The sequence below is a fragment of the Streptomyces sp. YS415 genome, from assembly GCF_023544665.1.
Classification (GTDB): domain Bacteria; phylum Actinomycetota; class Actinomycetes; order Streptomycetales; family Streptomycetaceae; genus Streptomyces.
The window spans coordinates 197,866-213,259 of sequence record NZ_JAMJFL010000009.1 but is presented as its reverse complement, the minus strand read 5'-3'; the positions used below and the strand labels follow the sequence as shown (position 1 = coordinate 213,259).

Here is a 15,394-nt window from a genome sequence, read left to right as displayed (position 1 = left end):
ACACCATGGCTGACCAGTCCATCCCGGAGACCCTCGCGCCCGGCGCCGACGACCCGGCGCCCTCCGCGCCGGCCTCCCCGGGGCTCTCGCGCCGGCAGCTGCTGGGCACCGCCGGCGCCACCGGGCTCGTGCTCGGCGCAGCGGGCGGGGCCGTGGGCTACGCCGCCGCGCCCGCCGAGGCGACTCCGCTCACCTCGCTGGGCGCGGACGAGGCGATGTTTCACGGGAAACATCAACCCGGCATCCTCCAGGGCCTCCAGGCCCGCGGTCATCTGCTCGCCTTCGACCTGGCGGCGGGCGCGGGCCGCAAGGAGGCCGCCGCGCTGCTGCGCCGCTGGTCGGAGACGGCACGGCGGCTGATGGCGGGCGAGGCCGCGGGATCCGGCGACACCGGTGTGGCCCGGGACGCCGGGCCCTGCGCGCTGACGGTCACCTTCGGCTTCGGGCACAGCTTCTTCGCCCGTACCGGCCTGGAGAAGCAGCGCCCGGTCGCGCTGGACCCGCTGCCCGACTTCTCCTCCGACCGGCTGGACAGGGCCCGCAGCAACGGCGACCTGTGGGTGCAGATCGGCGCCCATGACGCGCTGGTCGCCTTCCACGCCCTGCGCGCGATCCAGAAGGACGCCGGGAGCGCGGCCCGGGTGCGCTGGCAGATGAACGGCTTCAACCGCTCGCCGGGCGCCACCGCCCACCCCATGACGGCCCGCAACCTGATGGGCCAGGTCGACGGCACCCGCAACCCGAAGCCGGCGGAGGCCGACTTCGAGCAGCGGATCTTCGTGCCGGCCTCGGGCGAGCCCGCCTGGATGGCGAACGGCTCCTACGCCGTCGTACGCCGGATCCGCATGCTCCTGGACGACTGGGAGCGGCTCTCCGGCCGGGAGCAGGAGGACGTCATCGGGCGCCGGAAGGCGGACGGGTCACCACTGTCCGCGCCGCCGGGCAGTGCCGAGACCACCGAGATGGACCTGGAGAAGACGGACGCGCAGGGCAACCTGGCCGTCCCCGTCAACGCCCACGCCCGGATCAGCCGGCCCGACCAGAACGGCGGGGCGGCGATGCTGCGGCGGCCGTTCTCCTACCACGACGGCATCGACGCGGACGGGACCGTGGACGCGGGACTGCTGTTCGTCTGCTGGCAGGCCGATCCGTTGCGCGGCTTCGTCACCGTGCAGCGCAAGCTCGACCGGGGCGACGCCCTGTCGCCGTTCATCCGCCACGAGGCGAGCGGTCTGTACGCGGTGCCGGGCGGGGCGGCCGAGGGAGAGTACGTCGGTCAGGCGCTGCTGGAGGGGTGATCTCCGGCGGTTTCACCCGGTCGTGAGACGTGTACTCCGGGGTTCCGCCGGGGCCATTAGGGTGAGGTCATGCCAGCGAGCTATGCGTATCTGGGTCCCGAGGGCACCTTCACCGAAGCCGCCCTGCGCACGCTTCCCGAGACGGCCACCCGGGAGCTCGTCCCGTACGTGTCCGTGCAGTCCGCGCTCGACGCGGTGCGTGCCGGTGAGGCCGAGGCCGCCTTCGTGCCGATCGAGAACTCCGTCGAGGGCGGGATCACCACCACGCTCGACGAACTGGTCGCGGGCGCTCCGCTGATGATCTACCGCGAGGTGCTGCTGTCGATCACCTTCGCGCTGCTGGTCCGGCCCGGCACGAAGCTGTCCGACATCAAGACGGTCTCCGCCCACCCGGCCGCCCAGCCGCAGGTGCGCAACTGGCTGCGCAAGAACCTCCCGGACGCGCACTGGGAGTCGGCCGCCTCCAACGCGGACGCCGCCCGGCTGGTCCAGGAGGGTCAGTACGACGCGGCCTTCGCGGGCGAGTTCGCCGCCGCCCTGTACGGCCTGGAGGCCCTGGAGAGCGGGATCCACGACGCGGAGAACGCCCAGACCCGGTTCGTGCTGGTGGGCCGCCCGGCCCGGCCCGCGGCCCCGACCGGCGCGGACAAGACCTCCGTCGTGCTGTGGCAGCGAGACGACCACCCCGGCGGACTGCGCGACCTGCTGGGCGAGTTCGCGACCCGGGGCATCAACCTGATGCTGCTCCAGTCCCGGCCCACCGGCGCCGGCATCGGCAACTACTGCTTCTGCATCGACGCCGAGGGCCACATCTCCGACCGGCGGGTGGCGGAGGCCCTGATGGGGCTGAAGCGGATCTGCCTGGAGGTGCGGTACCTCGGGTCGTACCCGCGCGCGGGTGTGGACGTGGCGGACGTGAGCGCGCCGCGGCAGGGGACCTCGGACGAGGAGTTCGTGTCGGCGTCGGAGTGGGTGGCGCGGTGCCAGGACGGGCGGTTCTGAGCAGCCGCTGCCGTGTCTCGGCGCCGCCGCTCCGACGCCTGGTTCCGGCCGGTCGTACCTGCTGATTGTCGTTATCCACAGAAGTTATCCACAGGTCGGCCTCTCGACCTGGGGACAAGTCGACACGGCGGCGCGACTCGGTCGACAAATCGGCCTGCAGCACCTCGTTCCGTCCACCGGCGCGCGGTTCACCCTTCGTCCACTCGTTTCCCACGAGTCATCCCTGGGAGCGACGCATTCCCACTCGAACGTGGGCGTAAAGGAGGTTTGCCCCGGGAATCACCCGGGGTGACCGAGCTATTCGGAGTGATCAGTTCCGCAATCCACAGATCTTCCACACAGCCTGTGGATAACTTTTCGGAGGGTGTGGACACCTGTGGACGACGTGGACCCAAGTCCCGTTCACCACAAGGAAATCCGGTCAACCGCGCGCCCGTCACGTGCCCCCTCCCGGGGAGCGGGGCGCCGTTTATTGACACGAGGCGCAATTCACCCATAACGCAATGTAAGCCACAGTTCGGGGCGCCACGGAAAAGCGAGTCGTGAGGGGGGACTCGGCCCCGGTAGCCTTGACCACGTGATTGACCTTCGCCTGCTCCGTGAGGACCCCGACCGTGTGCGCGCGTCCCAGCGCGCCCGTGGAGAGGACGTCGCGCTCGTCGACGCTCTCCTGTCTGCCGACGAGCGGCGCAGGTCGTCCGGCGTCGCCTTCGACGAGCTGCGCTCCGAGCAGAAGTCGCTCGGCAAGCTGATCCCCAAGGCCACTCCCGAGGAGCGCGCCGAGCTCCTGCAGAAGGCGGAGCAGCTCAAGGCGGACGTCAAGGCCGCGGAGGCCGCGCAGAACGAGGCCGACGACGAGACCAAGCGCCTCGCGCTCCGGCTCGGCAACCTCGTCCACCCCGACGTCCCGGTCGGCGGCGAGGAGGACTTCGTCGTCCTGGAGACGCACGGCACGATCCGCGACTTCGGCGCCGAGGGCTTCGAGCCCAAGGACCACCTGGAGCTCGGCGAGGCGCTGGGCGCCATCGACGTCGAGCGCGGCGCCAAGGTCTCCGGCTCGCGCTTCTACTACCTCACCGGCGTCGGCGCCCTGCTGGAGCTGGCGCTGGTCAACGCCGCCATCGCCCAGGCCACCGAGGCCGGCTTCATCCCGATGCTCACCCCCGCGCTGGTCCGCCCGCGCGCCATGGAGGGCACCGGCTTCCTCGGCCAGGCCGCGGAGAACGTGTACCACCTGGAGAAGGACGACTACTACCTGGTCGGCACCTCCGAGGTCCCGCTCGCCGCGTACCACATGGACGAGATCATCGACGCCGACCAGCTGCCGCTGCGATACGCGGGCTTCTCGCCGTGCTTCCGCCGCGAGGCCGGCACCTACGGCAAGGACACCCGCGGCATCTTCCGCGTGCACCAGTTCGACAAGGTCGAGATGTTCTCCTACGTCGCCCCCGAGGACGCGGAGAACGAGCACAAGCGGCTCCTGGACTGGGAGAAGCAGTGGCTCACCGCCCTGGAGCTGCCCTTCCAGGTCATCGACGTCGCCTCGGGCGACCTGGGCTCGTCGGCGTCCCGCAAGTACGACTGCGAGGCCTGGATCCCGACCCAGGGCAAGTACCGCGAGCTGACCTCCGCCTCCAACTGTGACGGCTTCCAGGCCCGCCGGCTGTCGGTGCGGATGCGCGACGGCAAGAAGGTGCAGCCGCTGGCGACGCTCAACGGCACGCTGTGCGCGGTGCCGCGGACGATCGTGGCGATCCTGGAGAACCACCAGCTCGCCGACGGTTCGGTGCGGGTGCCCGAGGTGCTGCGCCCGTACCTGGGCGGCCGAGAGCTGCTGGAACCGGTCGCCAAGTGAGCTTCCCGTACAGGCTGGTCGCGACCGACCTCGACGGCACGCTGCTGCGCACCGACGACTCGGTCTCGCGGCGCACCCGTGACGCGCTCGCCGCGGCCACCGCGGCGGGCGCCGCGCACATCGTCGTCACCGGACGGGCGGTGCCCTGGACCCGGCACATCCTCGACGACCTGGGCTACCAGGGCCTCGCGGTGTGCGGGCAGGGCGCGCAGGTCTACCACGCCGGTGAGCACCGGCTGCTGACGTCGGTGACCCTCGACCGGCAGCTGGCCGGGGTGGCGCTGGCGAAGATCGAGGCGGAGGTCGGCCCGCTGTTCCTGGCCGCGAGCCGGGACGGTCTCGACGGGGAGGTGCTGGTCGGGCCGGGGTACGCGGTCACCGGCTCGCTGCCCTCGACGCCGTTCACCGACGCGTCGGATCTGTGGTCCGCCCCGCTGAACAAGATCTACATACAGCATCCGGAGCTGTCGGACGACGAACTGGCGGACGCCGCGCGGCGCTCCGCGGGTGGCTTCGTCACGGTGGCGATGGCGGGCGCGGGCATCGTGGAACTGCTGCCGCTGGGGCTGTCCAAGGCGACGGGACTGTCGCTGGCGGCGCGCCGGCTGGGCCTGAAGGCCGCCGACACCATCGCCTTCGGCGACATGCCGAACGACGTCCCGATGTTCGGCTGGGCGGCCCACGGCGTGGCCATGGCCAACGCCCACGCGGAGCTGAAGGCGGTGGCCGACGAGGTCACGGCGTCGAACGACGAGGACGGGATCGCAGTGGTCTTGGAGCGCCTGCTCGGCTGACGTCGTGCTCGGCCGGCGTCGCGCCAGTCGGTCTGTGGAGGAGGATGCACGGATCGAACGTGCGCGGGGTTTCCCCCGACCACGGCTTAGCAAGCCGGTGCCTTGCCACTCGGCCAATCCTCCGGGAGGGCGGCCTCACGCGAGCGGAGTGCTCGCGTGCTCGAAGCGGCCGCCCGGGCAGCTCCCCGATGCGATGCGGGCTCGACGGAGGGGTAACTACTCCGGAGCCCGCCGCGGGCTGCCCTGCGGGGAACTCGACGGACTGTCGTGCATCGACATCGTCAAGCTCCTCCCCAGCTGGTGGCGCCGACCGATGCGGCGTTCCGGACATCGACCATCCTGCCCGCCGCCCCGATCGGCCGCCACCGAATAAAGCGCGGCCCGTCTACTCCTCGCCCGCCAGCGTCAGCGACCGCAGCTTCTGGCCGGCGTACCAGGTGGCGAGGACGGTCACCGCGACCAGCAGCACCGTCGCCGTCGTGATGCCCACGTCCGAGGTGACGAGGTCCCCGCCGGTCACCTCGTGGGCCACCGCGAGCGACCACTGCTGGACGCTCAGGGTGCGCGCGCCCGACACCAGGGAGCCGAACAGCGCCTCCCAGACCAGGGCGTAGACCAGTCCGAAGACCACCGCGTGCCGGGACACCGTGCCGAGCAGCAGGAAGACCGCGGCGTACGCGATGGAGGCGACCAGGGCGGCCACCGTGTAGGCGACGGCGATCTGCTGGCCGTTGCCGTTGAGGATGAAGCCGGCGATCAGGGTCGGGACCGCGGAGAACACCATGGTCACGGCGACGGCCACGATCAGCTTGGTGAAGATGATCGTCGGGCGCTTGATCGGCTTGGAGAGCAGGTACACCACCGAGCCGTCGTCGATCTCCGGACCGATCGCTCCGGTGCCCGCGATGACGCCGATGATCGGCACCATGGTGGCGAGCGCGAGCCCGCCGAGCAGGTCGGAGGCGGTCTGGTCGTCGGCACCGGTGAGCGCGCGGACGATCACCGAGATGACGATCAGCAGCAGCGGCAGGGCGCCGAGGATGAGGGCCCGGCGCCGGCCGAGCAGGGCCCGGTAGGTGAGCCGGGCGACTGTGGGGTCGTACATGGTGGGCCTCCTACGCCGCGACGAGGTACGAGAAGACGGACTCGAGGGACTCGTCGGACGGCGAGACCGTGTGCAGCCGGATGCCGTGGTCGCGGGCGACCCTCGGCAGCAGGGCCGTGAAGCGGCCGAAGTCGACGGCCTGGATCCGCAACGCGCCCTCCGCGAGGTCCACTTCGATGCCGGACGTCGACGGGTCGGCGATCAGCGCGGCCGCGAGGGCGCGGTCGTCGCTGGAGCGCACCAGGTAGCGGTGCGGCCGGTCGGTCATCAGGCGGCGGATCTTGCGGAAGTCACCGCTGGCCGCGTGCCGGCCCGCGACGACGACCTCGATGTGCCAGGCGAGCTGCTCGACCTCTTCGAGGATGTGGGACGAGAACAGCACCGTGCGGCCCTCGTCGCCCATCTTCCGCAGCAGGTCCATCAACTGCATGCGCTGACGCGGGTCCATGCCGTTGAAGGGCTCGTCCAGCAGCAGCAGCGACGGGTCGTGGACCAGCGCGCTCGCCATCTTCACGCGCTGGCGCATGCCCTTGGAGTACGTCTGGATCTTGCGGTCCTGGGCGTACTCCATCTCGACCGTGGCCAGGGCGCGCTGAGCCGCCTTGGCGCCCAGGCCGTGCAACTCGGCGTTGGCGACGACGAATTCGCGGCCGGTGAGGAAGTCGTACATCGCCTCGCGCTCGGGGACGATGCCGATGTGCTTGTAGATCCCCTCGTTGCGCCAGACCTGCCGGCCGTCGAGGGTGACCGTGCCGGTGGAGGGGGCCAGGAAGCCGCCCATCATGTTGATGAGGGTGGACTTTCCGGCGCCGTTGGGGCCGAGCAGGCCGGTGACGCCGGGGCCGATGGTCATGGTGACGTCGTTGACGGCGACCACGTTGCCGAACCAGCGGGAGACGTGGTCGATGGAGAGCGTGGTCACAGTCCGACCTTTCGGTAGCGGCGCAGCAGGAGGCCGTAGCAGGCGGCGATCAGGCCGAGGGTGACGAGGACGTAGACCACGCCCTCGCCGTTCGTCGGGCCGACGCCTCCGGGGAACGCCGAGGCCGCGCCGAGGAAGGCGGACTGCACACCGTCGATGAGCGTGGTCGGCGAGAAGAGGCCGATCCAGGCGATGGAGTCGCCGCTGTTCTGCTCCTCGGCGATGGCCTGCAGGGTGGAGACGGCGCCGTAGGAGATGGTCAGTACGGCGATCACGGCGGCGATGCCGAAGCCGCGGCGCGGGGTGACCGAGGCGATGACGAGGCCGAGTCCGGCGAAGAGCAGTGAGAGCAGTGCCACCGAGACGAGTCCCTGTGCGAATCCCTTGGTCTGGTCGGTGAAGTCGAGCTTGGCCAGCAGCGCGCCCACGTAGAGGACGAGCAGCGGCGCGGCGGTGAGGACGAACATCGCCGAGGCCAGCGCCGCGTACTTCGCGCGCACGTAGTCCGCGGTCTCGATCGGCCGCGAGAAGTACAGCGGCACGGTCTTGAAGCGCAGGTCGCGGGAGACGGACTGGGGTGCCTGGGAGGCGACGTAGAGGCTGATGACCGCCTGCATGACGATCGCGTAGCGGGTGTAGTCGACCGGCAGGTCGTTGGCCTTCGTCGCGACGGCGACGGCGACCATGATGGCCGCGGGCACGCACATCACCACGAACAGCAGCATCGGCAGCACCTTGGACTTCACCGAGCGGCCGAGGCCGTAGGCGCCGCGCAGGGACTGCGAGTAGAGGGAGCGGGTGGCGTAGGCGCGGCCGAGGCGGGGGCCGTCGTAGTTGCGGTAGCCGATGTCGTGGATGCGGGTCTGGTCACCCGCAACGGGCTGGTCAAGAGCCATGGACGGCCGCCTCCTTCCGCTGCTCGTCGCTGTCGGTGAAGACCTCCGCGATGTGGTGCCGGCGCTGCTCCATGCGCACCAGTCCCAGACCGAGGTCCGCGATCACGTCCCGGATCAGGTCGTACGTCTCGTCGCCCTGCGCGGTCAGCAGCAGGACGTGCCCGGCGCCCGGCAGGCCGCTGCCGTCGTGGGTGGCCACTCCGCGCGCCTGGAGCGCCTCGCGCACCGCGCGGGTGCCGTCGGGGTGCTCGTCGGTGTCGGTGACCTCGATCGCGAGGGTGGTCGTGGTCTGCGTGAAGTCGGTGGTGGAGCTGGAGCGCAGCAGCTTGCCGCCGTCCACGACGACGACGTGGTCGCAGGTCCGCTCCAGTTCGCCCAGCAGATGGGAGGTGACCAGCACCGAGATGCCGAAGTCGGTGTGGATACGGCGGATCAGGCCGAGCATCTCGTCGCGGCCCACCGGGTCGAGGCCGTTGGTCGGCTCGTCGAGGAAGACCAGGTCCGGGTCGTGGACCAGGGCCTGCGCCAGCTTCACGCGCTGCTTCATGCCGGTGGAGTAGCCGCCGATGGGGCGGTAGCGCTCCTCGTACAGGCCGACATGGCGCAGCGTGTCCGCGGTGCGCTCGCGCGCGGCGGTCGGCGGCAGCCCCGACATGCGCGCCATGTGGACGACGAACTCGGTGGCCGAGACGTCGGGCGGCAGGCAGTCGTGCTCGGGCATGTATCCGACCCGCTCACGGATGGCGGCGCCCTTGGTGGCGACGTCGAGGCCCAGCACCTCGGCGCGGCCCTCCGTGGCGGGGGACAGACCCAGAAGGATCTTGATCAGTGTGGACTTGCCGGCTCCATTGGCTCCGACGAGTCCGGTCACACCGGGCCCGACGTCCACGGAGAGCCGGTCAAGCGCGGTCACCCGGGGGAACCGCTTGCTCAGGCTTTCGGTCGCGATCACAGTCACGACAATGACGTTAGTGACCCGGAGCACGCCGGTCGTCAGACCGTAGAGCCGTCTTGGGGTCCCTCTGGAGTCGTACGGGTCCTTAAGGGTCACCCTGAGGGTCGAGAGACCCACCTATTGACGGTGGGTCTAACAAGTGCCAGATTTCCGGTGACAAGTTACGAGCGCGTACCGCAACCGGTGGGACGGAATGCCATGGCGACGGCAGTGACCAGTGAACGCTCGGCGGAGCTGCAAGGTTTCCGCAGAGTGCAGCGCCTCGCCTACGAATGCGCCGAGGCGGTGGCGGCGCAGTTGCAGCCCGGGGTGACCAAGCGTGACGCGGCGCGGATGCAGCGCGAGTGGCTCTGCGCGCGGGGAGTGCGGGACTGGTTCCACCTCCCCTTCGCCTGGTTCGGGGACCGGACGGCATTCGCGGGCTTCCGCGTCCCGCTGCAGTTCTTCCCGACCGGCCGCAGGCTGGAGCCGGGGATGCCGTTCATCCTGGACATGGCGCCGGTGTACGAGGGTTTCACCGCCGACATCGGCTACTCGGGCTCGCTCGGGGTGAACCGCGTCCAGGACAAGCTGATGGACGACCTGCGGGCGCACCGCGAGCTGATCCTGCGCGAGGTGCGCGAGCGCCGGTCGCTGCGGGAGATCTACGAGGACGTGGACCGGCTCATGGTCCACCAGGGCTATGCCAACCGGCACCGCGCCTACCCCTTCGGCGTGATCGCGCACAAGGTGGACCGGGTGCGCGAGCGGCGCTGGTCGCCGCGGCTCTTCGGGTTCGGCACCCAGTCCCTCAAGGGCCTGGCCGCCGACGCGGTGCACGGTCACCGCGAGGGCTGGTCCCCGCTGTGGTCGCCGTACCGCTTCTCGGACCATCCGCCGCGGCCGGGCCTGTGGGCGGTCGAGCCCCACCTCGGCTTCCGGGGCACGGGCGCGAAGTTCGAGGAGATCCTGGTCGTCACGGACTCCCGGGACGCCGAGGAGAGTGCCTTCTGGCTGGACGACGATCTGCCGCATGTGCGGCGCTGGGCGGAGGAGAAGTGAGTCTTCAGGGCGCGCGTGAGCGCTGGGTGCGCACCGGCGGGGTCGAGCTGTGCGTGGCGGAGCTGGGCGACCCCGGCCGGCCGACCGTGCTGCTGCTGCACGGCTATCCGGACAGCAAGGAGGTCTGGTCGGAGGTGGCCGCGCGGCTGGCCGACGACTTCCATGTGGTGCTGTACGACGTCCGGGGCCACGGGCGGTCCACGGCACCGCAGCCGCTGCGGGGCGGGTTCACGCTGGAGAAGCTGACGGACGACTTCCTGGCGGTCGTGGACGCGGTGAGCCCGGACCGTCCGGTGCATCTGGTGGGCCACGACTGGGGCTCGGTGCAGTCCTGGGAGTTCGTGACGGTCCGGCGCACGGAGGGCAGGATCGCCTCCTTCACCTCGATGTCCGGCCCGTCCCTCGACCACTTCGGCCACTGGCTGAAGAAGCGGATGCGGCGCCCGACCCCCCGCCGGGTCGGCCAACTCCTCGGCCAGGGCGCCAAGTCCTGGTACGTCTACCTGCTGCACACCCCGGTCCTGCCGGAACTGGCCTGGCGCGGACCGCTCGGCAAGACCTGGCCACGGATCCTGCAGCGACTGGAGAAGGTACCGGCCGGCAACTACCCGACGTCGTCGCTCCCTTCGGACGCGGCACACGGGGCGTGGCTGTACCGCGACAACGTACGGCCGCGGCTGCGCCGCCCGCGCACGGACGCCTACGCGCATGTGCCGGTGCAGCTGATCACGCCGCTGGAGGACACGTTCCTGTCGGAGCGGCTCTACGACGAACTGGACCTGTGGGCTCCGCAGTTGACGCGCCGGTCGCTTCCGGCGAAGCACTGGGTCCCGCGTACGCGCCCCGACCAACTGGCGGCCTGGATCACCGAGTTCGCGCGTTCCGTGGAGGGCGGCCGACCGGAGCCCAGGGCGGCGACCGGACGCCATGCCGACCGTTTCGGGGGCCAGTTGGTCCTGATCACGGGTGCGGGCAGCGGCATCGGCCGGGCGACGGCGTACGCCTTCGCCGAGGCGGGCGCGCGCGTGGTCGCCGTGGACCGGGACGGCGACGCGGCGGCCCGTACGGCGGAGATGTCCCGCCTGATCGGCGCCCCGGACGCCTGGGCGGAGACGGTGGACGTATCGGACGAACAGGCCATGGAGAAACTGGCGGAGAAGGTCGCCACGGAGTACGGCGTGGTGGACATCCTGGTGAACAACGCCGGAATCGGTCTGTCCGGATCCTTCCTGGACACGACGCCGGACGACTGGCGCAAGGTGCTGGACGTCAATCTGTGGGGCGTGATCCACGGCTGCCGTCTGTTCGGCAAGCAGATGGCGGACCGCGGTCAGGGCGGCCACATCGTCAACACCGCCTCGGCGGCGGCGTTTCAGCCGTCCCGGGCCCTGCCCGCCTACAGCACCACCAAGGCGGCGGTCCTGATGCTGAGCGAATGCCTGCGCGCCGAACTGGCCGACCAGGGAATCGGAGTGACGGCGATCTGCCCCGGCTTCGTGAACACCAACATCACAGCGACCGCACGGTTCGCGGGAGTTGACGCGGAGGAGGAGTCCCACCGCCAGAAGCGGGCGGCCCGCCTGTACGGCATGCGCAACTACCCACCGGAGAAGGTCGCCGAGGCGATTCTGCGCGGTGTCGTCACCAACTCGCCGCTCGTAGCGGTGACTCCGGAGGCACGCGGGGCGCATCTGCTGTCGCGTTTCGCGCCGGGGGTACTGCGGCGGATCGCACGGATCAAGCCTCCTGTGTGAAAAGGGAGTTGGGCAAGCTGCCCTTGTTCGGGCGAACTTGACGAAATCCCTTGATCTGACGGCTTGTTGTCCACAGAACCGTCAATTCCCCTGTGGATAACCACACTTGCCTGTGGATCAAACATCGTCGGCAAAATCATTCGCGTGATCCAGGTCTCTCCCGCCACCCTGAGGAGATGGAAGACAGACCCATCGACGACCGCCGCACGGTGAGGGTGTCCAAGTACCTCTCCAAGCACCTCCGCCATCAGCCCGAGCGCATCGGCCTCGCCCTCGACGAGGGCGGCTGGGTGGAGATCGACACCCTCATCGCCGCGGCGGCGGCACACGGCTTCCGGTTCACCCGGGAAGAGCTGGACCACGTGGTCGCCACGAACGACAAACGCCGGTTCGCCGTCGACGGCACCCGCATCCGGGCCAGCCAGGGCCACAGCATCGAGGTCGAGCTGGGCCTGCCCCCGGCGACCCCGCCGCCGTACCTGTACCACGGCACCGTGGCGGGCTCCCTGGAGGCGATCCGCGCGGAAGGGCTGCGCCCCATGAACCGCCATGACGTCCATCTCTCGGCCGACCGTGAGACGGCGACCCGGGTGGGCGCCCGCCGGGGCCGTCCGGTCGTCCTGTCCGTCGACGCGGGCGCCATGCACCGCGACGGCCATGTCTTCCACGTCAGCGCGAACGGCGTCTGGCTGACCAGGGAGGTCCCGCCCTGGTACCTGCGCTTTCCGGAGTCGCGCCACGGCGCACGGTGACCGTTTCACGTGAAACGGTGCGGGCGCATACGCTCGATTCATGAGTCTGCGTCTGAGCACCGTGATCCTCCCGTACCGCCGGTGGCACGAGGGGAGCCGTCAGGCTTGGCAGCGGGCGGAACAGCTCGGCTTCCACACCGCCTACACCTACGACCACCTGTCCTGGCGCAGCTTCCGGGACGGCCCGTGGTTCGGTGCCGTACCGACGCTGACCGCCGCCGCGGCCGTCACGGACCGGCTCCGCCTCGGCACCCTGGTCACCTCCCCGAACTTCCGGCATCCGGTGACCCTCGCCAAGGAGCTGATCTCGCTCGACGACATCTCCGGCGGCCGCGTCACGCTCGGCATCGGCGCCGGTGGCACGGGCTTCGACGCCACCGCCCTCGGCCAGGAGCCGTGGACCCCGCGCGAGCGGGCCGATCGGCTCGCCGAGTTCGTACCGCTCCTGGACAAGCTGCTGACCGAGGACGCCGTGTCCTACGAGGGCGACTTCTACTCCGCGCACGAGGCCCGGAACATCCCCGGCTGCGTCCAGCGCCCCCGCCTGCCCTTCGCGGTCGCCGCGACCGGCCCGCGCGGACTGCGGCTCGCCGCCCGCCACGGGCAGGCCTGGGTCACCACGGGCGACCCGAAGCTGTACGAGAACGGCACGCCCCAGCAGTCGGTCCAGGCCCTGCGCGGGCAGCTGGACCGGCTCGCGGACGCCTGCGCGGCGATCGGCCGGGACGCGGCCTCCCTGGACAGGACCCTGCTCACCGGGTTCACCCCGGACCGGGCGCGTCCACTCGACTCCCTCGACGCGTTCGTCGACTTCGCGGGCCGCCACCGCGCGCTGGGCTTCACGGAGATCGTGATCCACTGGCCGGTCCCGGACTCGGACTTCGCCGCGGACGAGAAGGTCTTCGAGCAGATCGCGATGGAGGCAACGGCCCAGCTGGGCTGAGGACCACGGCGGGTGCCCCCTTAACGGGGCCGCCAAGGGGGGATGCCCGGCTCGGTGGCGGAGCCCATCGCACCGTTCCCACTCAGATGCGCACACTCCCGCACGGGCGTGCAGGCATATGCGGGACAATGGCCCGGTGACCTCAGCGACTCGACAGCACGAGACCCCGGCCGCCACCCTCCCGCCCCGGCTGATCGCCACCGATCTCGACGGCACGCTGCTGCGGGACGACAAGTCGGTCTCCCCGCGTACGGTCGCGGCCCTCGCCGCCGCCGAGGAGGCGGGCATCGAGGTCTTCTTCGTGACCGGCCGGCCGGCCCGCTGGATGGACGTCGTCAGCGACCACGTCCACGGCCACGGCCTGGCGATCTGCGGCAACGGCGCCGCGGTGGTCGACCTGCACGGCGGCCCCGGCGCCCACCGGTTCGTGAAGGTGCGCGAGCTGGCCCGGGAGAACGCCCTGGACGCCGTACGGCACCTGCGGGACGCGGCGCCCGGCACCGTCTACGCGGTCGAGCAGACGTACGGCTTCCACCAGGAGCCGGAGTATCCCAAGCTGCACATGGAGATCCCGGACAGCCTGGCGCCCGCCGAGCGGCTGCTCGCCGAGGACGCCCCGAGCGCCGACGAGCCGGTGCTCAAGATCCTCGCCTACCACGCCGACATCGACCCGGACGCCTTCCTCACCATGGCCCGCCTGGCCATCGGCGACCGAGCCAATGTCACCCGCTCCAGCCCGAGCGCCCTGCTGGAGATCAGCGGCCCCGACGTCTCCAAGGCCAGCACCCTCGCCCTGTGCTGCGCCGAGCGCGGGATCTCGCACGAGGAGGTCGTCGCCTTCGGCGACATGCCGAACGACGTCGAGATGCTCACCTGGGCCGGCCGCTCGTTCGCGATGGGCAACGCCCACCCGGACGTGGTCGCCGCCGCCTCCGGCCGGACCGTCGCCAACAACGAGGACGGGGTCGCGGTCGTGATCGAACGGCTGCTGGCCGAGCACGGCCTGTGACCTACCCGATGCGCACGTCCCGAGCCGCCAGCCAGGCGGCCGGGTCGACCGCCGATCCCGATTCCGGGGTGACCCGCACCTCGAAGTGCAGATGCGGCCCCGTGGAGTTGCCGCTGGTGCCGGACTGCCCGATCCACTGACCGACGCCCACCCGCTCCCCCTGGTCGACGGCCACGGCCGCGAGATGGGCGTACTGCGTGTAGTAGCCCCCGGCATGCTCCAGCACGACCTCGACGCCGAACGGCCCCCCGCACGAGACCCGCACCACCCGCCCCGCGCCGACCGCCCGCACCGGAGTGCCGATCGGGACCGCGAAGTCCTGACCGGTGTGCCGCCGGGCCCAGCGCTTCCCGCCGCTGCCGTAGGACGCGGACAGCGCGTACGTCTCCAGGGGCGCGACCCAGGGCTGGGTGAAGTGGGTCTCCGGCTGGTCGAGCCGTACCGCGCCCCGGCACGCCCCGGCCGCCACCGAGGTGTCGGCGCGGTCCTGCAACCGGCGACGGGCCTCTTCGAGTTTCCGCTCGATGTCCGTCTTCATCGCGGCGAGTTCGGCGTTGCGCTCCTCCAGCTCCTCCCAGGCCGTCCGGGCCTTCTCCTCGTCCGCGGCGAGCCGCGCCTCGGCCCTGCGGCTCTTGTCGATGGCGTTGTCGACGGCCAGCTTCGACCGCGAGAAGGCATGCTGACCGCGCATCAGCTCGTCGGGGCTGTCGGCGAGGATGATCTGCGCGGTGGCGGGCATGCCGCCGCCGTCGCGGTACTGGGCGCGCGCGATCCGGCCGAGGTCCTCGTGCAGGCCGCCGATCTCCTGCCGCTGCCGGTCGAGCAGCACCTCCAGCTCCCGCGCCCGCGCCCGCTGCTCCTCCGCCTCCCGGCGCCCCGCCTCGTACTGCTGGGTCGCAAGGGCGGCGTCCTCGTACAGCCGCGCCACCTGGGCGCTGAGCCCCGAGTCGGAGTCGCCGCCCGGGTCGGCGGCGTCGCTGGGACGGGCCGCGAGCACGGCCACCGCGCACAGCAGCACCGGAACGAGCAAGGGATGACGGCGAGATGAGCGCATGTCAGCGATCGTGG

14 protein-coding genes and 1 tRNA gene are annotated in these 15,394 nt (G+C 71.0%); 9 read left to right on the top strand and 6 right to left on the bottom strand.

From position 1 onward, the window contains the following. The first annotated feature begins 5 nt into the window (after positions 1 to 5). The 4 genes from efeB to M8H82_RS14275 all read left to right on the top strand — a co-directional run bounded on the left by efeB (position 6) and on the right by M8H82_RS14275 (position 4,949). Positions 6 to 1,298, top strand: a complete 1,293-nt coding sequence (gene efeB, locus M8H82_RS14290; protein ID WP_250073751.1) for an iron uptake transporter deferrochelatase/peroxidase subunit — start codon at positions 6 to 8, stop codon at positions 1,296 to 1,298. A gap of 69 nt (positions 1,299 to 1,367) precedes the next feature. Then, positions 1,368 to 2,300 carry a prephenate dehydratase gene (pheA, locus tag M8H82_RS14285; protein WP_250073749.1) on the top strand — a complete coding sequence of 311 codons (933 nt, stop codon included), beginning with the start codon at positions 1,368 to 1,370 and terminating at the stop codon, positions 2,298 to 2,300. A gap of 577 nt (positions 2,301 to 2,877) precedes the next feature. Then, entirely contained in the window at positions 2,878 to 4,155 is a 1,278-nt protein-coding gene (serS, locus tag M8H82_RS14280; RefSeq protein WP_250073747.1) for a serine--tRNA ligase, read from the top strand. After that, complete coding sequence (locus tag M8H82_RS14275) at positions 4,152 to 4,949, top strand: HAD family hydrolase (RefSeq protein WP_250073745.1); 798 nt, start codon at positions 4,152 to 4,154, stop codon at positions 4,947 to 4,949. Before serS ends, M8H82_RS14275 begins: the two co-directional genes overlap by 4 nt. 35 nt (positions 4,950 to 4,984) lie before the next feature. Here M8H82_RS14275 and M8H82_RS14270 read toward each other — a convergent pair. From M8H82_RS14270 to M8H82_RS14250, 5 genes are all read right to left on the bottom strand, one after another. Next, a tRNA-Ser gene (locus M8H82_RS14270) sits at positions 4,985 to 5,072 on the bottom strand. 262 nt (positions 5,073 to 5,334) lie between these two features. Continuing rightward, positions 5,335 to 6,054: an ABC transporter permease subunit gene (locus tag M8H82_RS14265; RefSeq protein ID WP_250073743.1), complete on the bottom strand. Its 720-nt coding sequence runs from the start codon at positions 6,052 to 6,054 to the stop codon at positions 5,335 to 5,337. A 10-nt stretch (positions 6,055 to 6,064) separates the two neighbouring features. Further along, entirely contained in the window at positions 6,065 to 6,976 is a 912-nt protein-coding gene (locus tag M8H82_RS14260) for an ABC transporter ATP-binding protein (protein ID WP_250073742.1), read from the bottom strand. Next, positions 6,973 to 7,872 carry an ABC transporter permease gene (locus M8H82_RS14255; protein ID WP_250073740.1) on the bottom strand — a complete coding sequence of 300 codons (900 nt, stop codon included), beginning with the start codon at positions 7,870 to 7,872 and terminating at the stop codon, positions 6,973 to 6,975. Before M8H82_RS14255 ends, M8H82_RS14260 begins: the two co-directional genes overlap by 4 nt. Continuing rightward, a complete protein-coding gene (locus M8H82_RS14250) occupies positions 7,862 to 8,824 on the bottom strand; it encodes an ABC transporter ATP-binding protein (protein ID WP_250073887.1) in 963 nt (320 codons plus the stop codon). The genes M8H82_RS14255 and M8H82_RS14250 overlap by 11 nt, the downstream gene beginning before the upstream one ends. A 201-nt stretch (positions 8,825 to 9,025) precedes the next feature. On the opposite strand from M8H82_RS14250, the gene M8H82_RS14245 reads away from it, so the two are divergent. From M8H82_RS14245 to M8H82_RS14225, 5 genes are all read left to right on the top strand, one after another. Beyond that, positions 9,026 to 9,868, top strand: a complete 843-nt coding sequence (locus tag M8H82_RS14245) for a M24 family metallopeptidase (RefSeq protein WP_250073738.1) — start codon at positions 9,026 to 9,028, stop codon at positions 9,866 to 9,868. Next, complete coding sequence (locus M8H82_RS14240; RefSeq protein ID WP_250073736.1) at positions 9,865 to 11,622, top strand: SDR family oxidoreductase; 1,758 nt, start codon at positions 9,865 to 9,867, stop codon at positions 11,620 to 11,622. Before M8H82_RS14245 ends, M8H82_RS14240 begins: the two co-directional genes overlap by 4 nt. A gap of 176 nt (positions 11,623 to 11,798) precedes the next feature. After that, on the top strand, positions 11,799 to 12,374 hold the full coding sequence (locus M8H82_RS14235) for an RNA 2'-phosphotransferase (protein ID WP_250073734.1): 576 nt from the start codon (positions 11,799 to 11,801) through the stop codon (positions 12,372 to 12,374). 40 nt (positions 12,375 to 12,414) lie between these two features. After that, the gene (locus tag M8H82_RS14230; RefSeq protein ID WP_250073732.1) at positions 12,415 to 13,317 is read left to right on the top strand and encodes an LLM class flavin-dependent oxidoreductase; all 903 of its coding nucleotides are present in this window, start codon (positions 12,415 to 12,417) and stop codon (positions 13,315 to 13,317) included. Between the two features lie 118 nt (positions 13,318 to 13,435). Further along, the gene (locus M8H82_RS14225; protein ID WP_250073730.1) at positions 13,436 to 14,326 is read left to right on the top strand and encodes a Cof-type HAD-IIB family hydrolase; all 891 of its coding nucleotides are present in this window, start codon (positions 13,436 to 13,438) and stop codon (positions 14,324 to 14,326) included. A gap of 1 nt (position 14,327) precedes the next feature. On the opposite strand, the gene M8H82_RS14220 is transcribed toward M8H82_RS14225, so the two are convergent. Further along, on the bottom strand, positions 14,328 to 15,380 hold the full coding sequence (locus M8H82_RS14220) for a M23 family metallopeptidase (RefSeq protein WP_250073728.1): 1,053 nt from the start codon (positions 15,378 to 15,380) through the stop codon (positions 14,328 to 14,330). Between the last annotated feature and the right edge of the window lie 14 nt (positions 15,381 to 15,394).